This window comes from Saccharopolyspora gregorii (assembly GCF_024734405.1).
GTDB lineage: Bacteria > Actinomycetota > Actinomycetes > Mycobacteriales > Pseudonocardiaceae > Saccharopolyspora_C > Saccharopolyspora_C gregorii.
The window spans coordinates 1-23895 of record NZ_CP059556.1 but is presented as its reverse complement, the minus strand read 5'-3'; the positions used below and the strand labels follow the sequence as shown (position 1 = coordinate 23895).

At 70.6% G+C, this 23895-nt stretch carries 19 protein-coding genes, 2 tRNA genes and 1 pseudogene; 5 read left to right on the top strand and 17 right to left on the bottom strand.

Features of this window, described 5'->3' with window-relative positions; translation table 11 throughout:
• Positions 1 to 13: 13 nt before the first annotated feature.
• From H1226_RS00110 to H1226_RS00100, 3 genes are read right to left on the bottom strand one after another with little or no spacing between them, the layout of a single operon-like run.
• A complete protein-coding gene (locus H1226_RS00110) occupies positions 14 to 658 on the bottom strand; it encodes an aminodeoxychorismate/anthranilate synthase component II (protein WP_258344677.1) in 645 nt (214 codons plus the stop codon).
• Positions 659 to 681: 23 nt separating this feature from the next.
• The gene (locus tag H1226_RS00105; RefSeq protein WP_224958827.1) at positions 682 to 837 is read right to left on the bottom strand and encodes a hypothetical protein; all 156 of its coding nucleotides are present in this window, start codon (positions 835 to 837) and stop codon (positions 682 to 684) included.
• Positions 837 to 1637: a class E sortase gene (locus H1226_RS00100; protein WP_258344676.1), complete on the bottom strand. Its 801-nt coding sequence runs from the start codon at positions 1635 to 1637 to the stop codon at positions 837 to 839. Before H1226_RS00100 ends, H1226_RS00105 begins: the two co-directional genes overlap by 1 nt.
• A gap of 269 nt (positions 1638 to 1906) precedes the next feature.
• Here H1226_RS00100 and crgA point away from each other — a divergent pair, with 269 nt between their 5' ends.
• Together crgA and H1226_RS00090 are read left to right on the top strand one after the other, a co-directional pair.
• A complete protein-coding gene (crgA, locus tag H1226_RS00095) occupies positions 1907 to 2173 on the top strand; it encodes a cell division protein CrgA (protein WP_224958829.1) in 267 nt (88 codons plus the stop codon).
• A gap of 138 nt (positions 2174 to 2311) precedes the next feature.
• Positions 2312 to 2722: a PH domain-containing protein gene (locus H1226_RS00090; RefSeq protein WP_258344665.1), complete on the top strand. Its 411-nt coding sequence runs from the start codon at positions 2312 to 2314 to the stop codon at positions 2720 to 2722.
• A 3-nt stretch (positions 2723 to 2725) separates the two neighbouring features.
• On the opposite strand, the gene H1226_RS00085 is transcribed toward H1226_RS00090, so the two are convergent.
• Together H1226_RS00085 and H1226_RS00080 are read right to left on the bottom strand one after the other, a co-directional pair.
• Positions 2726 to 3634 carry a rhomboid family intramembrane serine protease gene (locus H1226_RS00085; RefSeq protein WP_258344664.1) on the bottom strand — a complete coding sequence of 303 codons (909 nt, stop codon included), beginning with the start codon at positions 3632 to 3634 and terminating at the stop codon, positions 2726 to 2728.
• Position 3635: 1 nt separating this feature from the next.
• The gene (locus H1226_RS00080; RefSeq protein ID WP_224958834.1) at positions 3636 to 4190 is read right to left on the bottom strand and encodes a peptidylprolyl isomerase; all 555 of its coding nucleotides are present in this window, start codon (positions 4188 to 4190) and stop codon (positions 3636 to 3638) included.
• Positions 4191 to 4316: 126 nt separating this feature from the next.
• Here H1226_RS00080 and H1226_RS00075 point away from each other — a divergent pair, with 126 nt between their 5' ends.
• On the top strand, positions 4317 to 4901 hold the full coding sequence (locus H1226_RS00075; protein ID WP_224958836.1) for a hypothetical protein: 585 nt from the start codon (positions 4317 to 4319) through the stop codon (positions 4899 to 4901).
• 84 nt (positions 4902 to 4985) lie between these two features.
• A complete protein-coding gene (locus H1226_RS00070) occupies positions 4986 to 5486 on the top strand; it encodes an SRPBCC family protein (protein ID WP_258344653.1) in 501 nt (166 codons plus the stop codon).
• A 38-nt stretch (positions 5487 to 5524) separates the two neighbouring features.
• Here H1226_RS00070 and H1226_RS00065 read toward each other — a convergent pair whose 3' ends face one another.
• A complete protein-coding gene (locus tag H1226_RS00065) occupies positions 5525 to 6745 on the bottom strand; it encodes an MFS transporter (protein ID WP_224958839.1) in 1221 nt (406 codons plus the stop codon).
• 685 nt (positions 6746 to 7430) lie between these two features.
• Between H1226_RS00065 and dacB the strand changes: the two genes are divergently transcribed.
• Positions 7431 to 9227 (top strand): D-alanyl-D-alanine carboxypeptidase/D-alanyl-D-alanine endopeptidase, encoded by a 1797-nt coding sequence (gene dacB, locus H1226_RS00060; RefSeq protein ID WP_258344641.1) that lies wholly within the window; start codon positions 7431 to 7433, stop codon positions 9225 to 9227.
• Between the two features lie 454 nt (positions 9228 to 9681).
• Here the strand turns inward: dacB and H1226_RS00055 are convergent.
• The 11 genes and pseudogenes from H1226_RS00055 to dnaA form a co-directional block, all read right to left on the bottom strand.
• Positions 9682 to 9754, bottom strand: a tRNA-Ala gene (locus tag H1226_RS00055).
• A 114-nt stretch (positions 9755 to 9868) separates the two neighbouring features.
• Positions 9869 to 9976: pseudogene (locus H1226_RS00050) on the bottom strand (DLW-39 family protein); the annotation flags it as partial.
• 73 nt (positions 9977 to 10049) lie between these two features.
• Positions 10050 to 10123 (bottom strand) — tRNA-Ile (locus H1226_RS00045).
• A gap of 95 nt (positions 10124 to 10218) precedes the next feature.
• The gene (locus tag H1226_RS00040; RefSeq protein ID WP_309148768.1) at positions 10219 to 11025 is read right to left on the bottom strand and encodes a DUF3566 domain-containing protein; all 807 of its coding nucleotides are present in this window, start codon (positions 11023 to 11025) and stop codon (positions 10219 to 10221) included.
• 32 nt (positions 11026 to 11057) lie between these two features.
• Entirely contained in the window at positions 11058 to 13553 is a 2496-nt protein-coding gene (gene gyrA, locus H1226_RS00035; protein WP_258344626.1) for a DNA gyrase subunit A, read from the bottom strand.
• A gap of 148 nt (positions 13554 to 13701) precedes the next feature.
• Entirely contained in the window at positions 13702 to 15675 is a 1974-nt protein-coding gene (gyrB, locus tag H1226_RS00030; protein WP_258344624.1) for a DNA topoisomerase (ATP-hydrolyzing) subunit B, read from the bottom strand.
• 341 nt (positions 15676 to 16016) lie between these two features.
• Positions 16017 to 16598, bottom strand: a complete 582-nt coding sequence (locus H1226_RS00025; RefSeq protein WP_258344622.1) for a DUF721 domain-containing protein — start codon at positions 16596 to 16598, stop codon at positions 16017 to 16019.
• Positions 16599 to 16700: 102 nt separating this feature from the next.
• Positions 16701 to 17876, bottom strand: coding sequence for a DNA replication/repair protein RecF (recF, locus tag H1226_RS00020; protein ID WP_258344620.1), 1176 nt, complete (start codon positions 17874 to 17876; stop codon positions 16701 to 16703).
• Between the two features lie 115 nt (positions 17877 to 17991).
• Positions 17992 to 18945 carry a phosphogluconate dehydrogenase (NAD(+)-dependent, decarboxylating) gene (gene gnd / locus H1226_RS00015; protein ID WP_373690096.1) on the bottom strand — a complete coding sequence of 318 codons (954 nt, stop codon included), beginning with the start codon at positions 18943 to 18945 and terminating at the stop codon, positions 17992 to 17994.
• A gap of 43 nt (positions 18946 to 18988) precedes the next feature.
• Positions 18989 to 20113: a DNA polymerase III subunit beta gene (dnaN, locus tag H1226_RS00010; protein WP_224957022.1), complete on the bottom strand. Its 1125-nt coding sequence runs from the start codon at positions 20111 to 20113 to the stop codon at positions 18989 to 18991.
• A gap of 1877 nt (positions 20114 to 21990) precedes the next feature.
• Positions 21991 to 23895, bottom strand: a complete 1905-nt coding sequence (dnaA, locus tag H1226_RS00005; RefSeq protein ID WP_258344594.1) for a chromosomal replication initiator protein DnaA — start codon at positions 23893 to 23895, stop codon at positions 21991 to 21993.

The window sequence follows — 23895 nt, the reverse complement described above, 5'->3', positions numbered from 1 at the left end:
GCATTCCGAACGATCAAGAACGCTGCGCGGCGGCGGCGAGCGAGCGCATGCCGCGCTCCAGCTCGTCCACCAGTTCCGCCTGCGGCGGGTGCCCGGCGGCGGTCATCCAGTTCGCCAGCATCCGGTGCCCGCCGTCGGTGAGCACGGACTCGGGGTGGAACTGCACGCCTTCGACGGGCAGCTCGCGGTGCCGCATGCCCATCACGATGCCGTCGGCGGTGCGCGCGGTGACCTCGAAGTCGTCCGGCACGCTCACCGCCCGCACGATCAGCGAGTGGTAGCGGGTCGCGACGAACGGCTGCGGCAGGCCGGCGAACACGCCCGCACCGGAGTGCTCGATCAGCGAGGTCTTGCCGTGCAGCAGCTCCGGTGCGCGTTCCACGACACCGCCCCAGGTGGCGCCGATCGCCTGGTGCCCGAGGCACACCCCGAACAGCGGGCGCCGGTCGCGGGCGCAGGTCCGGACGAGCTCCATCGACCGGCCGGCCCGGTCCGGCGTGCCAGGCCCGGGGCTGAGCAGGACGCCGTCGGACCAGGCCACGTCCTCGTCGGTCACGGCGTCGTTGCGCCGCACCACGCAGTCCGCGCCGAGCTGGGCGAGGTACTGCACGAGGTTGTAGACGAAGCTGTCGTAGTTGTCGACGACGAGTACGCGCACCCCACCAGCCTACCGGCGAGGCATCACACGGTGGTGACGTCGTTGAACGGCAGCAGCGGCTCCAGCCACGGGAAGACCACGAACAGCAGCAACGCCACCACCGCGAGCACCAGCACGACCGCCTCGACGAGCTTCACCGGCAGCGGGCCCGGCAGGTGCCGCCAGATCCAGTGGTACATCAGGACTCCTCGAGCTCCGCGGGGCGCAGGTCCCGGTGCACCGGGTCCTTCGGGTACTGCTTGACCAGCACGCCGTGCACGATCAGCCGCTGCGCCGCGGACCACCGCGGGTGGCAGGTGGTGAGGGTGATCAACCGGGTCTGCTGCTCGCGCGGGAGCTCCTCGCGCGGGCGCCACGGCACCGGGTAGATCACTTCGCCCTGCTCCGGGTGGACGATCTCCTGCCCGACCAGGCCCTGGTACGGCCCGCCGATCGGCGCGACGCCCGCGCAGCGCGGGTCGGCCGCCGGGTCCCACCCCGCGACCTGGTCGCGCATCGGCAGCACCCGGTACACGTACCAGTCGGTCGCGGTCTCCACGACGATCGCGTCGCAGGCGGCCAGCCGGTCGAGGTCGCCGAACGGCGCGCCCTTGCCGATGCGGTGCCCGGCGATGGCCAGGTTGCCCTGCTCACCGGGCAGCGCCGTGCCGGTGTAGTGGCCGGGTCCCGCGGCGAGGGTCGTCGCGTCGGTGCCCTCCAGCACGGTGTAGCGGAAGTCGGGGCCGAGCGCCGGGATGTGCAGCTCGGCGAACCCCTCCCCCTCCGCGGCGGGCGCGGCGGAGGCCGCGGGGCGCTCCCACTCGGCGCGCAGCCGCTCGCTCGCCTCCGCCTGCCTGCGGGCGCTGGTCCAATCGGTGACGTGCACGGCGTAGAAGACGAACAGCAGGAACACCAGACCGAGGGTGATCAACACCTCGCCGGTGATGCGGATGCCGCCGCGCAGCCGCTCACCTCGGCGATCCGGGGGCGGAGCGGTCACCACCTCAGACGATTCCAACGGTATCCCTCTCATCACGACCCGCTCCGCACCGCGCAGGGGTGTTCGGTCGGGCGCGCGATTACGTTAACGTGTGAGTGGACAACGAGACGCGTCGTGATCGGTTCCGCTGTTGTGGCCAGGCCCGCTCCGATACGTCGACCCGGGCCGTCCCGGCGCGGCGAACCGGTAGAGCGGCGGCCGTCGGCCGGTCCCGGCGCGTTCACCGAACGCGAGCAGGGCTGCGGCCCGCACCACCTGGCGAGGACACCATGCCGAAGTCAAAGGTCCGCAAGAAGGACTCCGCTGCCACCCCGGTGGACCGCCGCACGCCGGTGAAGGCGAAGTCGGTCGGCCCGTCGCACCCGATCTACGTGGTCGTGATGCTCGGCGTGATGCTGATCGGCCTGCTCTGGCTGGTGGTGAACTACCTGGCCGGCGAGCAGATCCCGTTCATGACCGAGCTGGGGCCGTGGAACTTCGCGGTCGGGTTCGCGTTCATCATCGTCGGTCTGCTGATGACCATGCGGTGGCGCTGACGCGCTCCCCCGTCCGGGCGGAGCGGTTCACGCGCACGTGCGGCCGAGTCGCCGAACCACACGCGTGTAACTCATCCCCAGTGTGGACAACTCCTGTGGACAACTCCGTTCGGCCCAGGTGTGCGGGACACTGGCGAGGTGGATGTGAACACCGTGCGCGAGTGGTCCGCTCCCCTGGGCCTGGTCACCTGCGGTTGGGCGCTGGCCGCCTGCAGCGCCGTGTGGTGGTGGCTCGCCGAGACGCCGTCCGACCGGTTGTTCGTCGGGCTGCTCGTCGTCGTGCTGGCCGTCGCCGCGGGCTCCGGCAGCCTGCTGCGCCCCCGGTTGCGCGCCGACCCGTCCGGGATCGCGCTGCGCGGCTTCACCGGGACCCGGCACCACCCGTGGGCGCAGGTGCGGGTCGAGGTGCGGTCGCGGCAGCGCTTCGGGCTGAGCACGTCGACGCTGGAACTGGACACCGAGTCCGGTGAGCTCGTCGTCCTCGGGAAGCTGGATCTCGGCGAGGACCCGCAGGACGTGGCCGACGCCCTGGACGTGCTGCGCGGCTGACGTTCAGCCGCCGAAGCAGCGGTCGGCGATGCAGTGGATCGGGCCCATCGACAGGTCCCGCGTCACCACCACGACGACCAGCAGGAGCAGCAGTCCGCCGAGCGCCGCGGCCTGCACCGGCACCCGGCGCTCCCGCGGCGCGTACACCAGCGCCGCCGTCGCGGCCGCGCCCAGCGCCAGCCCGCCGAGGTGCCCGAGCAGCGAGATGCCCGGGATGGAGATGCTCAGCACGATGTTCAGGGCGATCACGATGAGCACCGGCCGCAGGCTCACCTTCAGCCGCAGCGCCGCGATCGCGATTCCGCCCATCAGCCCGTAGACCGCACCGGACGCACCGGCGACCGGCTGGTCCGCGGCGCCGAGCAGGAACACCAGCGCGCTGCCGCCGAGCAGCGACAGGAAGTAGACGGCGGTGAAGCGCAACCGCCCGAGCACCGTCTCCAGGTCCCGCCCGATGATCCACAACGCCACCATGTTCATCAGCAGGTGGATCGGACCGATGTGCAGGAAACCGGAGCTCAGCAGGCGGATCCACTGCCCGCCCGCGACGCCCACCGGCCACAGCGAGAACTGGTAGAAGACCTCGGAGGCCGCGTTGTTCTGGATGCTGCCCGCCTGGAACGCCATCGCGGCGAACGCCAGCACGTTCAGCACGATCAGCACCGGCACCACGACGGGCTTCGCGTTGATCCGCGCCCCGGCGACGGTCATGGCCTCCCGGCCGCCGCGGGAGCTCTGCGCCAGGCAGTCCACGCAGTGGTAGCCGACGGAGGCCTCGCGGAGGCAGTCCGGGCAGGCCGGGCGCTCGCAGCGCGTGCAGCGCAGCCCGGTCGGCCGGTCCGGGTGGCGGGCGCACCCGGGCAGGGGCGCCGCTTCCTCCGGACCGGCCGGTTGACCGGGTGGAACGCTCATGTCACTCGCCGAGCTCCACGGAGACCTTCTCGATGACGATGTCGGTGAGCGGGCGGTCCTGCGCGCCGGTCGCGGTGTGCGCGATGGCGTCCACGACCTCGCGGGACTCCTGGTCGGCGACCTCGCCGAAGATGGTGTGCTTGTAGTTCAGGTGCGGCGTGCGCGCGACCGTGATGAAGAACTGCGAACCGTTCATGTTCGGCCGGCCCGGGTTGGCCATGCCCAGCACGTACGGCTTGTCGAACTGCAGCTCCGGGTGGAACTCGTCGACGAACTCGTACCCGGGGCCGCCACGGCCGGTGCCGGTCGGGTCCCCGGTCTGGATCATGAAGCCGTCGATGACCCGGTGGAAGATCACGCCGTCGTAGAACGGGCCGGAACGCTCACCGCGGGCGTTCGGGCTCGTGTACTCCTTGGTCCCTTCGGCGAGCCCCACGAAGTTGCCCACCGTTTTCGGCGCCTGGTTCGGGAAGAGGTTGATCCGGATGTCGCCCTGCGAGGTGTGCAGGGTCGCGGTCACGGTCTTCCCGACGAGCGATCCGTTGTCTTCAGCCACGCACCCATCCTGCCATCGGAAAGCGGGAACCACGTGCCTGGGTGCAGTATTGGTGGTGATCGTCGCGTGCCGGATACGGTTCGGCACGGCAGGACGACCGGTGAACGCCGGCCAAGGAGGCACACGATGGACGAGGTGGAGGCGATGGCCCGAACTGGTGAGAACGTGGGCAGGGCGGTCGGCACGGGGGTGCGCACCGCGCGCGAAGGTGCCGTCCGAGCGGGCAAGTACGGTCGCACGGCGACCAAGCAGGCGATCGCCCGCGCGGAACAGGAGCTGACCGAGCGGGGCCTGGCCCCGGAGCACCTGCCGGAGCTGCTCGCCCAGAAGGCCACCGGGCTCTCCCGCGATGACCTCGCCGAGCGCGGCCGCAAGGCCCGCAAGCAGTGGGAGAAGACCCGCAAGGATTGGGACAAGAAGACCGCGAAGTCGCGCAAGCGGCTGGCGAAGAACGCCGAGCAAGCCCGCAAGGAGCTCGCGAAGAACGCCGACCAGGCGCGCAAGGAGCTCGCGGCCCGCATCGACCCGGCACCGAAGTCGCGCCGCAAGTGGCCGTGGGTGCTGCTGGTGCTGGCCGCGCTGGGCGGGGTGGCCGTGGTGGCGCTGTCGCGCCGCCCGGAGGAGCTGCCGATCGCCGAGGCCGAGGACTTCCCGACCCACGAGGACGGGCTCTCCCGCAACCCCGACGCGCGTCCCGACGCGGACCGCTGAGCACGTGCCGACGCGGCGGTGCCCTCCGGGGCGCCGCCGCGTTCACGGCTCCACGCACCACCCGTACGGGGTACTGTCGATCTAGTGACTCATGACGACACCCCCCGGTTGGACCTGCAGCACTCGACCTCCGTCGCCGCACCGCCGGAACGGATCTACCCGCTGATCAGCGACATCACCCGGTACGGCGAGTGGAGCCCGGAGAGCACCGGCGGTGAATGGCTGTCCGGCACGCCCGGTGCGGTCGGCTCCCGGTTCCGCGGGGACAACGACAACGGCGAACGCACCTGGTCCAGCGAGTGCGAGGTGCTCGTCGCCGAGCAAGACCGCCGCTTCGCGTTCGGCGTGCTGTCCGGTTCGGAGCGGCCCGACAACTCCGTGTGGTCCTTCGAGATCGAGCCGGAGGGCTCGGGTTCCCGGCTCACCCAGCGGTACGTGTTGCAGGCGCTGACCGCGCCGATCCAGGAGTTCCTCTCCCAGCAGGAGGACGGCGGCGCCCAGTTCGTCGAGACCCGCACCGCGCAGCTGAAGGACGCGCTGCGCCAGACCGTGGACGGCATCAAGAAGGCCGCCGAGCAGGGCTGAGCAGCACCGGTGGCGCCGTGCGGGAGCGGCGCCACCGCTCACCCGCGTCCCGGCGCCCGCACCAGGGCGATGCCGAGCGCTCCCAGCACCCCGACGGCCGCGTACGCGTAGAAGCCCCACGGGTACGCGATACCCGCGGTGAGCAGCGCCCCACCGAGCAGCGGCCCGCAAATCGCGCCGATGCGCCCCACACCCGCGGACCAGCCGAGCCCGGTGGCCCTGGTCTCCGCCGGGTAGGCGCGGCCGATGAACGCGTACACCAGCACCTGCGCGCTGAACACGAAGCTGCCCGCGACGAAGACCGCCGCGTACACACCGGCCTCCGGCAACCGGATGCTGAGCGCGGCGAGGAACACCGCGGCCGCGAGGAACCAGCCGATCGTCACCGTCCTGATCCCGGCCCGGTCCGCCACGAACCCGGCGACGACGAGCCCGAACACCGCGCCCAGGTTCAGCGCGAGCAGCAGTCCCAGCGCCGCCCCCAGCGGATAACCGGCCACCCGCATGATCTCCGGCAGCCAGGTGTTGAGGCCGTACACCAGCAGCAGGCCCATGAACGAGGCCGCCCAGAACGCCAGCGTGCTGCGCGCGAACCCGCCGCGGAACAGGCCCGCGACGGTGTCCAGCCCACCGCGCACCCCGGCTCCCGCCGTCGCCGAACGCCGGAACGACTCCGACTCGGGCAGGTACCGCACCATCAGCGGGACCAGCACCAGCGCGGGCGCCGCGCCGAACAGGAACATCGACCGCCAGCCCAGCGCGGGCAGCACCAGGATGCCGAGCACGGCGGTGAGGATCGCGCCCACGTGGTACCCGGTCATGATCGTGGTGCTGGCGGCACCGTTGCGGCCGGGCCGCGCGTGCTCGGTGACCAGCGCGATCGCGGTCGGCACGCAGCCGCCGAGACCGAGCCCGGCGAGGAACCGCAGCACCCCGAACACCAGCAACGAGGGCGCCACCGCGCACAGCGCGGTGAGCAGCGAGAAGCCGGCGACGGACACCATCAGCGCGGTGCGGCGGCCGATCACGTCGGTGACGGTGCCGAAGCCCAGCGCCCCGATCGCCATCCCGAGCAGCCCGGCGGTGGACGCGAGCGAGGCCGTCGCCGGGGTGAGCCCCCACTGCCCCTGGTCGAGCAGCACCGGCAGCACGCTGCCCAGCACCACCAGGTCGAACCCGTCGAGCAGCACCGCGCTCCAGCACAGCGGTACCACCCACCCGGCGTGAGCGACACGTCCGGCGCCGGTTCCGGTAGCCACGCCAGGCCCCCTTCGACGGTTGATCAGGTAATCGACCTCACACCTGCTGCCGACGCATCGTGCCCGCCGGCTCACCCGCCACAACGCCACCCCTTCCACTCACCGAAAACCCACTGCCTGGCCCCATGGACCGAACCGCTCGGTCAACACCAGCGCCTGCCGAGGAAAACACGACCTCGCCCCGTTGCGGATCTGCGGGGAGTCACCCCTTCAGAAAAACGACGCTCGGGAAAGTCGAGACCCACAGGCAGAACCCGATTCATTCCTCCCTCCGAGTGGGGGCTGCGCTCGGTATTGATCATGCTGTCGTGATCGTTCGGTGACGCCGGAGGGCGTTAATGCGAGTTCTCCCTTTGGTCGTGGTGTTCGCTGAGATATGGGGGGATCGCCATGCCAGGATCGGCGACGCACGACTTGCAGAGCTGAGGCGAACGCCGTCTGGTCGATGTCGGCGGAATATCGGCCAGTTCGCTGTCGTCGAGGCGCACTGGCATGAGAGGGATCCGTGGAAATCCCACCGCAGCGATGCACTCGCGGTGGGCCCTGCGCACGTGGCCCGGCCAACCGCGACAAGGCTCGCCATGAGGACGGCGGTCCGCCTCCGCGAGGGGTGTCCGCATGACGCACGGCGATCCCCAGCGCACCGACTACCGAATCTCCGGCCTGGATGACACCACCAGCCCGCGTGAGCTCGTGGAACTGGCCGAAAGCCGGTGACGAACTCGAACAGGGCCTCGGACCGCATCATCTCGGTGGCCGCCGGGACGACGGGCCGGTACCGCCACATGCAGCTACGACCACAAGCTCCCACGCCGGCCGGACCCGGTACGCAGTCCCGCGAGAACCGCGCACCCTGCTCACCGTCCGGACCGGCGTCTGCCGTCAACCCCGCCAACCCAACGAGCAAGGAGGCGCGAGGCGTCGATGGGTGTCCGTTCTAGTTCTGTTACTGCTCGGCTTCGTCGTCGGGCCGGTGACTTCCGCACCGATCGCATCGGCTTCGGCCGAAGCCGATGCGCTACGGGGTGATCTGGACAAGATCCTGGCCGATCCACGCCTGACCGATGCCCATGCGGGAGTGGTGGTGCGGGATCCGGAGACCGATGAGGTGCTCTACGACAAGCAGGCCGAGGCGCCGGTGACACCTGCCTCGAACGCGAAGCTGCTCACCTCGGCGGCGGCCCTGGAGGAACTGGGCCCGGACTACCGGTTCAACACCCAGGTGCAGGCCGCCGCGCCGCGAGACGGATCCGTGCTGCGCGGTGACCTGTACCTGCGCGGCACTGGTGATCCGACGATGCGGCCCGCCGATTACGACCGGCTGGCCGAACAGGTCGCGGCGTCCGGCGTGCGGACCGTGCAGGGCCGGTTGCTGACCGATGACACGTGGTTCGACAACGTGCGGCTGGGCACCGGCTGGGACCCGGCCGACGAGCCGTACCCCTACGCGGCCCCGATCTCGGCGCTGACGGTCGCCCCGAACGAGGACTTCGACGCCGGCACCGTCCAGCTGCGCGTGTCCCCGACGCCGGTGGGCGCCCCGGTTCAAGTCGAAACGGAGCCCGCGACCGACGCCGTGCGGCTCGACGTGCAGGCCACGACCGGGCAGCCCGATTCGCCTTCGACCTTGCAGGTGACTCGCGAGCAGGGCAGCGACCGGGTCATCGTGTCGGGCTCGTTGCCCGCGGGCTCCGAGCCGGTGGAGGAACTCACCACCGTCCCCGACCCCACCGCCTACGCAGGGGACGTGTTCGCCCGCGCACTCCGCGCGCACGGCGTCGAGGTCGCCGAAACCGGTTCCGGCGTGGTTCCGGCGGACGCGGACGTACTCGCCGAACACGAGTCGATGCCGCTGCGCGAGCTGCTCACCCCGTTCCTGAAGCTGAGCAACAACGGTCACGCCGAGGTGCTGACGAAGGCGATGGGCAGGCAAGCTCGCGGCGAGGGCTCGTGGCCCGCGGGCATCGAGGTGATCACCGAGCGGCTCGCCGGGCTCGGGTTGGATCCAGCGGCACTGCACCTCGTCGACGGCTCCGGGCTCTCGCCGATGGACGAAGTCTCGCCGGAGCAGTTGACGTTGTTGCTGGACAACGCAGGGCAACGCCCGTGGTTCGCGGATTTCCACGCAGCGCTGCCAGTGGCGGGAGAACCGGACGAGTTGGTCGGCGGCACGCTGCGCAACCGGATGGGTGACACGGCGGCCGCGGGCAACGTGCACGCGAAGACCGGCTCACTCACCGGTGCGACCGCGCTCTCCGGCTACGTCACCGCCGCGAACGGGCGTCCGCTGGTGTTCTCGGTGATCTTCAACGACTACCGGGACGCTGCGCCGACCGATCTCCAAGACGCGATCGCCGTGCGGCTGGCCGAGCACTCGGGCGCGGACGAACAATCGCGCCGCCCGGCCACCGTGCTCAGGAAGATCGTTCCGGCCGCGGGCGCTGATTCGGGCTTGGAATGCTCTTGGATCAAGTCCTGCTGACCAAGAGTGACTGACCAGCTGGTGTCAAGGGTTCGGCATCTGGCGTCACCGCGCCGCCGAGTTCGTACCCTTGGCACCAGCTCTTGACCGTTGTGGAGGTCGACAGGATGGGGACGTGCCCGGACGCAGCTGCCGCGCACAGCCCCATCCTGTTGGTCTGCCAGCCCGGCGGGGACATCTGTTCTGTTCCACCTCGTAACGCACGGGCGGCCGTGCGTGCCCAGGCCGGGTCATGAAAAGGGACCAGGTGCATGACCTGGTCTTACGAGGTGGAAGTTGCGGGAGCTCGCTCGAGCACCGAACCGCTGGTCGACGACCAGGCCAGGAACGCTCCTCAAGGGCAGAAGCCGTCGAAAGCCGACCACCGGGGGCTTGGGGGAGTCGCTCCCCCAAGGACAAGACGGCGAGACAATGCGAAACGCCCCGCGTAAGCGGGGCGTTCCCGATCTCGGAGTGGAGACGAGGGGAATCGAACCCCTAACCCCCGCCTTGCAAAGGCGGTGCTCTGCCAATTGAGCTACGTCCCCGTTCGGCGCTTCGGCACCTGGCCGCCGGCTCCCTCGGGCCGAACTCCGCAGCGGGGGTTCGGCCGGGCTACCGCACGGCGGCCGGGCGAGCCGGAGTTCGGCTCACACCTCGCCGGCGGTGGCCTCGCGCCAGAGGTCGGCCTCGGCCTTGGCGGCGCGGTTGCGGCGGACGACGAACAGAACGGCACCGGCAACGACGGCGAGTGCGAGAAGCTTCTTCATTTCCGGTCGCCTCCTAGAACGGGGCACCCGCGGAACCGCGGGCAATCGGGAGAACATCCTTGAACAGGAAGGGTGGGCCTAGAAGGACTTGAACCTTCGACCTCTTCGTTATCAGCGAAGCGCTCTAACCGCCTGAGCTATAGGCCCTTGGTGTGACTCGAAGATTACACGACGCCCGTGCGAGTCCACGCAGGGGGGTCCCGGCGGGGTGGCGGCCGGTCCCGACCGCCACCCCGGACCGGTCACTCCCGCTCGGACAGCGTGACTTCCACGCCCCCGGCGAAGTCGGCGGCCACGTTGTAGATGAACGCGCTCACCGTCGCCAGCGCCGTGAACAGCACGATGTTGATCGCCCCGATGATGGAGGCGACGCCGAACACGCGGCCCGCGCTGATCAGCTCTTCGCTGGCGGCGTCCTCCGGCGAGGTGAGCTCGGTGAACGTGCCGTTCAGCGAGTCCCACACGCCCATGCCGTCGAGCACCCCGTAGAGCACGGCGACCGCGATCATCCAGACGAAGAACATCGCCACGCTGAGCACCAGGGCCAGCTTCAGCACCGACCACGGGTCGAGCCGCTTGACCTGGAGGCTCGCCCGCCGCGGTCCCCTGCTGGGCCGGCGGGCGCTGGTGGACTGCGCGCCCGGCCGAGCAGCCGCGCCGAAGTTCACCGCGGTGCGGCCGTCCGCTCCCTGCTTCGGGATCTCGGTGCGGACCGTCTCCTGGTCGTGCCCGGGCTTCGGGATCCCCTGGGTCTGCGCGGTGTCGAAACCGGGCTGGGCTTCGGCACCGCCGTCGGCGCTGCCGGCCCCGGCACCGGTGCGCTGCCACGGCGGCGGCGCCTCGGCGCCCTCGAAGGTCTCCGAACCGTTCGGCTTCGAGCTCGCCTCGCCGTTGCCGTCGGACGCGGCCGACGTGTCGTCGTCGCCCCCGGTCGCAGCGGTCTGCCCGGTCATCACCGAGGTGTGCTGGGAGTTCTGGCCGTTGGTCGGTTCGGCATCCTGGTCACCCGGGTGCCCGTCCGGACGCTCCGGCTTCTCGGAAGATGTCACGAGAGATCCTTCATGATCGTCATCGGCGGTCGCTACTTCGTCGGCTCAGGCCCGGCGGCGTCCGGATCGGCGGCCTCGTCGGCGCTGCGCGCGATGGCCACCACCGAAGTCCCGTCGCCCAGGTTCATCAGACGCACCCCCTTCGTCTGCCTGCCTGCCTTGCGAACCTCCTTGGCGGTGGTCCGGATGACACCGCCGGTGGAGGTGATCGCGTAGAGCTCATCGTCCAGGTCGACGATGAGCGCCCCGACAAGCCTCCCACGTTTGCGGTCGTACTGAACGGTGAGCACGCCCTTGCCGCCGCGGCCCTGGACCGGGTAGTCGTCGATCTCCGTCCGCTTGGCGTAACCGCCGTCGGTGGCGACCAGCACGAACCGGCCGGCCCGGACGACGCCCATCGCGAGCAGCTCGTCGCCCGCGTTGAACCGCATGCCGAGCACGCCTGACGTGGCGCGGCCCATGGGGCGCAGCGCTTCGTCGGTGGCGTGGAACCTGATCGACTGCCCTTCGGCGGAGACCAGCAGCAGGTCGTCCTCCTCGGAGCACAGCACCGCGCCGACCAGCTCGTCCTCGTCCTTGAGGTTCACCCCGATGAGTCCACCCGAACGGTTCGAGTCGAAGTCGGTGAGCCGGGACTTCTTCACCAGGCCCGCCTTGGTGGCCAGCACCAGGTACGGGGCGGCGGTGTAGTCCTTGATCTGCATGACCTGGGCGATGTGCTCGTCCGGCTGGAACGCGAGCAGGTTCGCCACGTGCTGGCCGCGGGCGGTGCGGTTCGCCTCGGGCAGCTCGTAGGCCTTCGCCCGGTACACCCGGCCCTTGTTCGTGAAGAACAGCATCCAGTCGTGCGTGGAGCAGACGAAGAAGTGCGAGACGATGTCGTCCTGCTTGAGCTGCGCGCCCTGCACGCCCTTGCCGCCGCGCTTCTGCGCGCGGTACAGGTCGGTGCGGGTCCGCTTCGCGTAGCCGGTGCGGGTGATCGTGACGACGACATCCTCGTCGGCGATGAGGTCCTCCATGGAGACCTCGCCCTCGTAGGGCACGATCTTGGTGCGGCGGTCCTCGCCGTACTTCTCGACGATCTCCATGAGCTCGTCGCGGATGATCCGCCGCTGCCGCTCCGGCTTCTCGAGGATGTCCTTGTAGTCCTCGATCTCCAGCTCCAGCTCGGCGAGCCGATCGATGATCTTCTGGCGTTCCAGCGCGGACAGCCGCCGCAGTTGCATCTCCAGGATCGCGTCGGCCTGCACCTCGTCGACGTCGAGCAGCCCGATCAGCCCGGTGCGGGCCTCGTCCACGGTCGGCGACCGGCGGATCAGCGCGATCACCGCGTCCAGCGCGTCCAGCGCCTTGACCAGGCCGCGCAGCACGTGGGCGCGCTCCTCGGCCTTGCGCAGCCGGAAGCGGGTGCGCCGGACGATGACCTCGATCTGGTGCGTGACGTAGTACCGGATCACCTGGTCGAGGCGCAGCGTGCGCGGCACGCCCTCGACCAGCGCCAGCATGTTCACGCCGAACGTGGTCTGCAGCTGGGTGTGCTTGTAGAGGTTGTTCAGCACCACCTTCGGGATCGCGTCCCGCTTCAAGGTGATGACGATGCGCATGCCGCGGCGGCTGTTGGACTCGTCGGCGATGTCCGAGATGCCGGTGAGCTTGCCGTCGCGGTGCATGGCCGCGATGTTCTCGATCAAGTTGTCCGGGTTGACCTGGTAGGGCAGCTCGGTGACGATCAGCGAGGTGCGGCCCTTCGCGTCCTCCTCCACGGAGACGACCGAGCGCATCTTGATGGAGCCGCGGCCGGTGCGGTACGCGTCCGCGATGGCGTTGGTGCCGAGGATCAGCGCCCTGGTCGGGAAGTCCGGCCCCTTGATCAGCCTGATCAGCTCTTCGAGGAGCGTCTCGTCGTCGACCTCGGGGTTCTCCAGCAGGTAGACCACGCCGTCGGCGACTTCCCGCAGGTTGTGCGGCGGGATGTTCGTCGCCATCCCGACCGCGATGCCACTACCGCCGTTGACCAGCAGGTTCGGGATGCGGGCCGGGAGGACGTCCGGTTCCTGGGTCCGACCGTCGTAGTTGTCGGAGAAGTCGACGGTGTCCTCTTCGATGTCGGCGAGCATGTGCATCGCCAACGGCTTCAACCGCGACTCGGTGTACCGCATGGCGGCCGCCGGGTCGTTGCCCGGCGAACCGAAGTTGCCCTGCCCGTCGATCAGCGGGTGCCGCATCGCCCACGGCTGCGCCAGGCGCACCAGGGTGTCGTAGATCGCCGAGTCGCCGTGCGGGTGGTAGTTGCCCATCACCTCGCCGACGACGCGGGAGCACTTCACGTACCCCCGGTCCGGGCGGAAGCCGGAGTCGTACATCGCGTACAGCACGCGGCGGTGCACCGGCTTGAGGCCGTCCCGCACGTCCGGCAGGGCGCGCGCGACGATGACGCTCATCGCGTAGTTGATGTAGGAGTTCTGCATCTCCTGCTGGATGTCGACCGGTTCTACGCGGCCGTGTTCCGGCGGCAGGATTTCCGTCACGGGTGGAAGTTCCTTTCAGGCGGGTGGGGCGGGTTCCTGCGCCGGCGCGACGCGGGCGAGCGTCCGGGGAGCTCGCCCGGGTCGCGGCGTGCCGGGCGCGGTGGCCCGGCGACGGCGGTCGATCCCGTCCGTGCTGGCGGGTCCGGGATCAGACGTCGAGGAAGCCGACGTCCTTGGCGTTGCGCACGATGAACGAGCGGCGCGCCTCGACGTCCTCGCCCATGAGCACGCTGAACAGCTCGTCGGCGGTGGCGGCGTCGTCCAGCGAGACCTGCATGAGCAGCCGGGTGTCCGGGTCCATGGTGGTCTCCCACAGCTCCTGCGGGTTCATCTCGCCGAGACCCTTGTAGCGCTGGATGCCGTCGTCCTTCGGCAGCTTGCGGCCGGCCGCCGCACCCGCCTCCAGCAGCCCGTCGCGCTCGCGGTCGGAGTAGGCGAACTCCGGCTCCGAGCGCGGCCACTTGATCTTGTAGAGCGGCGGGCGGGCCAGGTAGACGTGCCCGTTCTCGATCAGCGGGCGCATGAACCGGAACAGCAGGGTCAGCAGCAGCGTCCGGATGTGCTGGCCGTCGACGTCGGCGTCGGCCATCAGCACGATCTTGTGGTACCGCAGCTTCGAGAGGTCGAACTCGTCGTGGATGCCGGTGCCCAGCGCGGTGATGATCGACTGGACCTCGTTGTTCTTGAGGACCTTGTCGATCCGCGCCTTCTCCACGTTGATGATCTTGCCCCGGATCGGCAGGATCGCCTGGAAGCGCGACTCCCGGCCGTCCTTCGCCGAACCGCCCGCGGAGTCGCCCTCCACGATGTAGAGCTCGCACTCGTCGGGCTGGTTGGACTGGCAGTCCTTCAGCTTGCCGGGCAGGCCGCCGATGTCCATCGCGCTCTTGCGCCGGACCAGCTCCTTCGCCCGCCGGGCCGCCATCCGCGCCTGCGCCGAGCCGACCGCCTTGTTGATGATCGTCTTGGCGTCGGCGGGGTTGCGCTCGAACCAGTCGTTGAGCCATTCGAAGGACGCCGTCTGCACGAACGACTTGACCTCGGTGTTGCCCAGCTTCGTCTTCGTCTGGCCCTCGAACTGCGGCTCCCGGACCTTCACCGACACGATCGCGGCGAGTCCTTCGCGGACGTCGTCGCCGGTGAGGCTGCCGTCCTTCTCCTTGAGGAGCTTCTTCTCCTTCGCGTAGGCGTTGACCACGCGGGTCAGCGCCGAGCGGAAGCCCTCCTCGTGGGTGCCGCCCTCGTGCGTGTTGATCGTGTTCGCGAAGGTGTAGACCGACTGGTTGTAGCCGGAGTTCCACTGCATCGCGACCTCGACCTCGACGCCGCTGCCGGAGGCGCTGAAGGCGACGGCCTTCTTGTGGATCGGCTCCTTCGTCGCGTTAATGTGCTTGACGAAGTCCTCCAGCCCGCCCGGGTAGTGGAAGGTCCGCTCCGAGGCGCGCGCCGACCGGCCGCCCGCGTCCTCGCCGGACTCGTCCTCCTCGGCGATGCGCTCGTCGCGCAGCACGATGGTCAGCCCCTTGTTCAGGAACGCCATCTCCTGCAGGCGCCGCGACACCGTCTCCGCGTTGTAGCGGGTGGTCTCGAAGATGTTCGGGTCCGCCCAGAAGGTGATCGAGGTACCGGTGCGCTTGGTGCCCTCGCCCCTCTTCACGTCGCTGACCGGCTTGGAGTCCTCGTAGCGCTGGCGCCACACGCTGCCGTCGCGGTAGATCTCCGCTTCCAGCGCGGACGAGAGGGCGTTCACCACCGACACGCCGACGCCGTGCAGACCACCGGAGACGGCGTACGAGTCGCCGCCGAACTTGCCGCCCGCGTGCAGCACCGTGAGCACGACCTCCAAGGTCGGCTTCTTCTCCACCGGGTGCATGTCCACCGGGATGCCGCGGCCGTCGTCGGTGACGCGGACGCCGCCGTCGGCCAGCAGGGTCACCTCGACGGTCGTCGCGTAACCGGCCATCGCCTCGTCGACGGAGTTGTCCACCACCTCCCACACGAGGTGGTGCAGGCCGCGCTCACCGGTGGAACCGATGTACATGCCGGGACGCTTGCGGACGGCTTCCAAGCCCTCAAGCACGGTGATGGACGACGCGCTGTATTCGTTCTTCTTCGATGCCACGGGCCTCGGTGTCTCCTCGAACCGGCAATGTGTCTGGGTGGCCCGGCCGCGTCGGCGACCGCCCTGCGGCGACCGCGCACGGGCGCCCACCACGGCGGGCGCGGCTCGTCGTCCGGTCCTGGGCACGGCCGCGACCGGCGGTCGAAGCGCGGTGCGGACGTGCGGACCGGGCGTCCGGCGGCGCAGGACGCCGCACCCACCCGGACGATTCTACTGGGTGTCCCCGACAGGAGTGCGGCAAGGACACCCCTGAATTCCTCACAGAGCCGAGAACTCGGATCGGGACACCATCCGAGACCCGCGAGCGCGTCCGCGCGGCTCCTGCGCGGGCTCGTCGGGGCTCAGCCGTAGGTGTCCCGCGGCCCGCGGCCGGGGACGTGCCGGGGCCCGTGCCGCCAGCTCGGCGCCGCAGGCCCCTGCACCTTGATCTTGCGGACCACGCCCTTGCCCACGCCGTCGGCGATGCGCTGCAGGATCTGCCGCTGCAGCAGGCGCAGCTGGGTGGCCCACGCCGTCGACTCGGCCTGCACCGTCAGCTCCCCGTCGGAGAGCGCGACCGGCTTCGTGTGCTCCGCGATGTCCCCGCCGACCAGGCCGTTCCACCGCGCGAACACTTGGCCGCCGGAGAGCCGGTCGTTCCAGCCGTGCTCGGTGGCCAGCCGGGAGGCCAACCGCCCCAGCGGCTGCGGGTCCCGTTCGTCCGCGCCCGGCCCCGACCAGCGGCGGCGCCGGCGGGAACCACCGGAGCCCAGCACGCTGCGCCGGGTGCGGCGCTGCGACTTCGACTTCTCCTTCGCCGCCTGCAGCGCGGCCCGCGCCAGATCCGATCCGTGCAGCTCAGCGCCGTCGGAACCGGCCGCGGGAAGCTCCGCCGAGCCGGCCTCGGCGGTGTCCGATCGCTCCGCGCGCTCGCCCGATGTCATCGAGTTATCCACACCATCCACAGCCTTATCCCCAGTTGTGGGTAACTCCGGGGGATGACGTTCACCCTGCGTGTGCCGCGCTCACCGGCGGCGCCCGGCAGCTCACCCGACACGGCGCACCTCCCCGTCGCGGACGTCGAAGCGGGTGCCCTTCAACTCCTCGGGCACGTCCTCCCCCACCGCCGCGGTGACCAGCACCTGCTCGGCACCGCCGACCAGCTCGGCCAGCCGCGAGCGGCGCCGCCGGTCCAGCTCGGCGAACACGTCGTCCAGGATCAGCACCGGCTCCGCGCCATCCTCGGTGAGCAGGTGGTACGAAGCCAGCCGCAACGCCAGCACGAACGACCACGATTCGCCGTGGCTCGCATAGCCCTTCGCGGGCAGCTCGCCGAGCACCAGCTCCAGGTCGTCGCGATGCGGCCCGACCAGCGACACCCCGCGCTCCAGCTCCTGGCCGCGCACCCGTTCCAGCTCCGCGAGCAGCGCCGACTCCAGCTCGGCCCGGTCGGCGCGCACGCCCTGCGGCACCCCGTACCCGGCGGGCAACGAGTCGCCGAGGCTGCTGCGGTAGCGCACGTCCGCGACCCGCCCGGACGGCGCGCTGTCCGTCCCGGTCTCCGCCACGCTGGCATAAGCGCTGGTCACGTGCGGTGCGATGTCCGCCACCAGGTCCAGCCGGGCCGCCAGCAGGTCGGCGCCGTGCGCCGCGAGGTGCCCGTCCCAGACCTCCAGGGTCCGCAGGTCCGGCGCCGGACCGCCCCGGCGCGCCGCGCCCGCCGACTTCAGCAGCGCGCTGCGCTGGCGCAGCACCCGCTCGTAGTCCGCGCGCACCCCCGCGTACCGCGGCGACCGCGACACCAGCAGCTCGTCCAGGAACCGCCGCCGCTCCCCCGGGTCCCCGCGCACGACCGCCAAGTCCTCCGGCGCGAACAGCACGGTGCGCAGGATGCCCAGCACGTCGCGCGGCTTGCCCGGGGCGCCGCGGTTGATCCGCGCCCGGTTCGCCTTGCCCGGCGTGATCTCCAGGTCGACCAGCAGCTCCCGGCCGCCGTTGACCACCGCCGCGCGCACGAACGCGCGCTGCGCGCCGTAGCGCACCAGCGGCGCATCGCTGGACACCCGGTGCGAGCCGAGCGTGGCGACGTACCCCAGTGCCTCGACCAGGTTCGTCTTGCCCTGGCCGTTGGACCCGACCAGCACGCTCGCCCCCGGCTCGAAGGCCAGATCGGCCTGCGGCCACGAGCGGAAGTCGGTCACTTGCAGATGTCGGACGTACACAGCGCTCCACGGGATCTGGTCGCGCGGACGGCACCCGCGCGGCCGGGCACGTGGTGAGGTGACCCGCGCGGAGTCACCTCACCGACATGTCACCTTGTCGACACGGCGACCCGGCTCAGCCCTCGTTGGTCTCCACCGCGTGCCCGCCGAACTGGTTGCGCAGCGCGGCGACCGCCTTCATCGCGGGCGAGTCGTCCTGGCGGGAGGCGAACCGGGCGTAGAGCGCGGCGGTCATCACCGGGGTCGGCACCGCGTGGCGCACCGACTCCTCCACCGTCCAGCGGCCCTCGCCGGAGTCGGAGACGTAACCGCGCAGCTTCTGCAGCTCCGGGTCGTCGTCCATCGCGCGCACCAGCAGGTCCAGCAACCAGGAGCGCACCACGGTGCCCCGGCTCCACGCCTTGATCGTCGCGGGCACGTCGGTCACCACGTCGGAGGCGGCGAGCAGTTCGAAGCCCTCGGCGTAAGCCTGCATCAGGCCGTACTCGATGCCGTTGTGCACCATCTTCGCGTAGTGCCCGGCACCGACCGGCCCGGCGTGCGCGAAGCCCTCCTCGCGGGGACCTTCCGGCCGCAGCGCGTCGAAGATCGGCATGGCCCGCTCGATGTCGGCGGTGTCGCCGCCCGCCATCAGGCCGTAGCCGTTGGTGGCGCCCCACACGCCGCCGGACACGCCGACGTCGACGTACTTCACGCCGTGCTCGGCGAGCAGCGCCGCGTTCGCCTGGTCCTCGGTGAACTTGGAGTTCCCGCCCTCGATGACCAGATCACCCGCGGAGAGCACCTCGGCGAGCGCCTCGATGGTCTGCTTCGTGGGCTCGCCGTGCGGAACCATGATCCACACGATCCGCGGGCCGGTGAGCCCGCCCGCCAGGTCGGCGATCGAAGCGACGTCGCTGACCTCTTGGTTCCGGTCGTAGCCGATGACCTCGTGCCCGGCGGCCCGCAGCCGCTCGCGCATGTTGAAACCCATTCGGCCGAGACCCACAAGTCCCAGTTGCACCGGATCTTCCCCTTCGAGACTGGTTGTTGCCCGGGCCGGCCGTTCGGACGCGACCCGGTGCCGCACGTGATCGGCGCCCGGGCGGATCGCGGCGGGCGCCGGGACCACCTCAGCCCGGCAGGCGCACCGGCATCAGCAGGTAGAGGTAGCCCTCGACCACCTCACCATCCTCCCCGACCGGCTTCAGCAGCGCGGGGCGGTTGGATGTGGTGAACAGCATCTGGGCGCGGTCGGTCTTGAGCGCGCCCAGGCCGTCGAGCAGGTACGTCGGGTTGAACGCGATGGTCAGGCCCTCGCCGGTGAGCTCGACGGGGAGCTCCTCTTCGGCGCTGCCCTCGTCGTCGCCGCCCGCGGTGAGCCGCAGCCCGGAGTCGGAGAACTCCAGCCGCACCTGGGTGCCGCGCTCGGCGACCAGCGACACGCGCTTGATCGCCTCGACCAGCGGGGCCACGTCGATGATCGCGGTGGCCGCGGTCTCGGACGGCAGCAGCTGGCGGTACTTCGGGAACTCCGCGTCCAGCAGCCGGGTGGTGTTCCGCCGGGTCGAGCCGGACAGGCCGAGCAGGCCGTCGCCGGACGCCAGCGAGATCTCCACCTTGGTGCCGGAGCCGCCGAGGGTCTTCGCGGACTCGGCGAGCGTCTTGGCCGGCACGAGGATCGCGGTGTCGGCGATCGACTCGTCCGGTTCCCAGGTGAACTCGCGCATCGCGAGCCGGAACCGGTCGGTGGCGACCATCGTCAGCCGGTCCGCGTTGATCTCCATGCGGACGCCGGTGAGCATCGGCAGCGTGTCGTCCCGGCCGGCGGCGACCGCGACCTGGGCGACGGCGGCGGAGAACAGGTCGCCGGGGACCGCACCCGCGCGCTCCGGCATCGAGGGCAGCTCCGGGTAGTCCTCGACGGGCATGGTCGGCAGGCTGAACCGCGAGCTGCCACAGGTGATCGTCACCCGCGAGCCGTCCACGGTGATCTCGACCGGCCGGTTCGGCAGCGACTTGGTGATGTCGGCCAGCAACCGCCCGGAGACCAGGGTCTTGCCGGTGGAGTCGATGGACGCCTCGGTGGTGACCTGGGCGGAGACCTCGTAGTCGAAACCGGAGATGGTCAGCGCTTCGCCGGAGCTCGCGTCCAGCAGCACCCCGCCCAGCACCGGAACCGGCGGCCGCGACGGCAGGCTGCGCGCGACCCAGGCGACGGCGTCGGCAAGACCGTCACGTTCCACGCGGATCTTCATCGATGTCCTTTCGGTTTCGGCCGAAGCCGGGTGCCGGGGAGAACGCTGCTGGCGCCGTGGGGGCGGCCAGCTCCGGGAGTGCTGTCGGTGCGGGGCTGTCGGGGGCCGGTGTTCCGTTGCGTCGCCCGGGGTGCGCGCCCGGAGGGCGGCACCTGCCGCGGGGCGCAGCGGAACCCGTCCCACGAGACGGCCACGAGCTCGCGGCTCCGGATCGGCCGTCGCGGGAGTTCCACCGTAGAGCGTTCGTCGCGATCGCCGCATCCGGGTCCGGGCTCTCGAAGCGCTCGTTCCGGCCGGCCTCGGCTCGGTTGTCCACTTGTCCACCGCCCCTCTCTCTTCTTTTTTTCTTCATTCAAAAGAAAAGAAAGAGAGCAGTAGTAGTAAGGGTTGTGGGTTGTGGGGATAACCCCCGTTTTGGCTGCTCACGACACCTGGACAGCTGTGGATGGGGACTGGGGGTAACCGGTGGATGGTCTGAACGAGTCGTGGACAACTTCTGACCGACCCGAAGTTGTCCACATCGAGGCCATGTTGTCCACACCGCCATCCACAGCTGAACCCCCAGTTGTACCCAGCCCCTGCGGATGAGGGCCCCCTTTTCGGGCCTCCACCGATCGGGGTGTGGGCAGATCTGTGGGTTTCCTGTGTCCAACCGGGGTATGGCCTGTGGGCAGGTCGGGGATGGTTGTGCACAGCCTGTGCACGGATTGGGGAAAACTCCAGCTCAGGCCTGGGGATGGCGGAACTGTGGACAGGTCGGCCTCGCGGCGGGTTTTCTGCTGGGGGATGAGGGCAAGACCACTGCACCCGCGCAGAAAAGTTCGCGCGATCCACACCCCGATCCACCGGTTCGAAGCGCTCCGGTGGCCGGCACGGGGGGCGAGGGGGCGGCGGAGCGGCGAAATCCGTGCGCTGAGCGACCGGTTGTGCGCAGAACGCTCGGAATCCGAGTTCTCCACAGGGTGTGCACGGCCGCCGGCGGCCTCCGGGGGCGCGACAGGTCCGGTTCCGGGCGCGGATCTTTCTGCGAGCGGTGGGTGCTGGGAGCCGACCGGTGCGGCAGAAAGGTTCGGCGGGCGTCTCGCGGTGGTCCGGCCGGCCGGGGCTCGCGGCGACAGCGCCGCTGGGGACGGGGTTGCGGTGTGCCGGTGGGGCTTCGTCCGGTGGCGGTGCGGCTCTGGTGGGGTGGCGTTGCGGCGCGGCGAGCGATCGCGGCGCCTGCGGGCCGGAGCCGACTCCGCGTTGGCGCCGGACGGTCGGCCCGCGGAGATCTCGCGGGATCTTTCTGGCGCGGCGCCCGGGTCGCGTCCCCGGGGTGGAGCAGAAAGGTTCCGCGCGTCCGGCCGGGAGGTCGGGGCCCGGCCGCCGCGGATCCGCGAGGCGATCAGAACCGTCGGAGGGGGCGCGCCGGGCGGGTCGGACGAACGCCGACCTCGGGGCGGCGCGTCCGGCTTCGCAGCTGTCCGTGCTCCGGGCCCCGCGCTCGGGCCCCGCGCTCGGGCCCCGCGCTCGGGTCCCGAGTTCCGGGGACGCCGGTATCCGGAGGCTTCCGCGTCCGCAGCCGTGCGACCCGCCGCGCCGCCCCTCGTGCCGTGCTGTGGAAGATCCGCCGGCCCGCCGGCGCTGTCCCGCCTCGTCGCGCTCCACGCTCGTGCACGGCCGCAGGTCGCTGCCGCACACGCAGGTCAGAGCTATCCGGCACGGGCCGCGCCCGCCGGTTCCCGCGGCGCCGCGTCGGGCACCTCGGCGGCATCGTGGCCAGTGATTACCGGCCACTCGCTAATACGATTGGAGCGTACGCCTCACCAGCAGGACGCAGTGCATCGGAGTCGATCAGCGCGGCGCGCTGACCTGCGTGAACGCCAGGAGGAAGGGGCTCAGCCGCGCGACTGCTGTTTGATCCGGGACGTGAGCTCCTGCACCTGGTCGTACACCCGGCGCCGCTCCGCCATCTCCTTGCGGATCTTCTTGTCCGCGTGCATGACCGTCGTGTGGTCCCGGCCGCCGAAGCTCTGCCCGATCTTCGGCAGCGACGAGTCGGTCAGCTCCCGGCACAGGTACATCGCGATCTGCCGCGCCTGCGCCAGCGCCTTCGTCTTCCCCGGCCCGCACAGGTCGTCGATCGTCACCGCGAAGTACTCGGCGGTGACGCCCATGATCGTCGGCGCGGTGATCTCGGGCGTCGCCGAATCGGGGATCAGATCGCGCAGCACGATCTCCGCCAGCTGCACGTCCACCGGCTGCCGGTTCAACGACGCGAACGCCGTCACCCGGATCAGCGCGCCCTCCAGCTCCCGGATGTTCCGCTCGATGCGGGCGGCGATGAACTCCAGCACCTCGGCGGGCGCCGCCATCCGGTCCTGCGCCGCCTTCTTCCGGAGGATCGCGATGCGCGTCTCCAGCTCCGGCGGCTGGATGTCCGTGATCAAGCCCCACTCGAACCGGGTGCGCAGCCGGTCCTCCAGCGTGCGCAGCCCCTTCGGCGGGCGGTCCGAGGACACCACGATCTGCTTGTTCGAATTGTGCAGCGTGTTGAAGGTGTGGAAGAACTCCTCCTGAGTACCTTCCTTGCCCTCCAGGAACTGGATGTCGTCGACCAGCAGCACGTCCACGTCGCGGTAGCGGCGCTGGAACGCCACCTGCCGGTCGTCGCGCAGCGAGTTGATGAAGTCGTTCGTGAACTCCTCGGTGGACACGTAGCGCACCCGCATCCCCGGGAACAACCGCTGCGTGTAGTGCCCCACCGCGTGCAGCAGGTGCGTCTTGCCCAGTCCGGACTCGCCCCAGATGAACAGCGGGTTGTACGCGCGCGCCGGTGCCTCCGCCGCCGCCACCGCGGCCGCGTGCGCGAACCGGTTGGAGGCGCCGATCACGAAGGTGTCGAAGGTGTACTTCGCGTTCAGCCTGGTCTGCGAGGTCGGCGGCGCGTGCTTCGGCGCGGTGAACGGCTGGCCCGGCTGGTGCTGCTCGGTGTGCTGGCCGCGGCCGAAGGTCGGCCACACGTTCGCCTCGGTCGGGGTGGAGTCCTCCTGGTCGGCGGACTCGTCCTCGGCGTCGGCCTCGTGGTCCTGCTCCACCGGCGCTTCCGGTGCCGCCGGCCACTGCTGCTCGGGCGCGCGGTCCGGTTCCGGCTGGTAGTCGGCGTAGCCGCCCTCGGCGGAGTACTTCTGCTCGGAGCCGTACTGCGCTTCCGGCGCGTACGGCGCGGCCGGGGAGTAGGAGGTCTCCGGCGCGACCCGGGAGTCCGGGGAGTGCTGCGCCTCCCGCGGCTGGTGGGTGTACGGCGAGCCGACCTGCTCGTTCGGCAGCGAACCGCTGATCGAACCGCCGTGCGCGGTGCTGCCGAAGGCCTCCGGCCGCCGCGGCGGTGCCGAGTAGTTCGAGGGTCCGGCCGCGATGTACGGGGAGGAGTCGTAGGCGATCCCGAACGTCGTGGGCCGCTCGGCCGGTTCGCCCCCGGCGCGGGCCGGCGGTTCCGGCCGGGCCTCGGGCGCGGCGAGCGGACGGGTCGGCGCGGGCACCGCGGTGTCCACCTTGACCGCGAGCGACACTTCCCGGCCCAAGCGGCGGGACAGCGCGTCGGTGATCGGGTCCCGCAGCGCGCGCTCGATCGCTTCCTTCGCGAAATCACTGGGAGCGGCCAGCAGTGCCGTACCATCCAGCAGGCCGATCGGGCGGGTCACGCGCATCCAAGCGCGTTGTTGCGGCGACAGCGTGCCCGAGGACAACTCCAGCACCACTTCGTCCCAGACCCGACCAAGCTCGGTTTGGTGGTCGGTCAC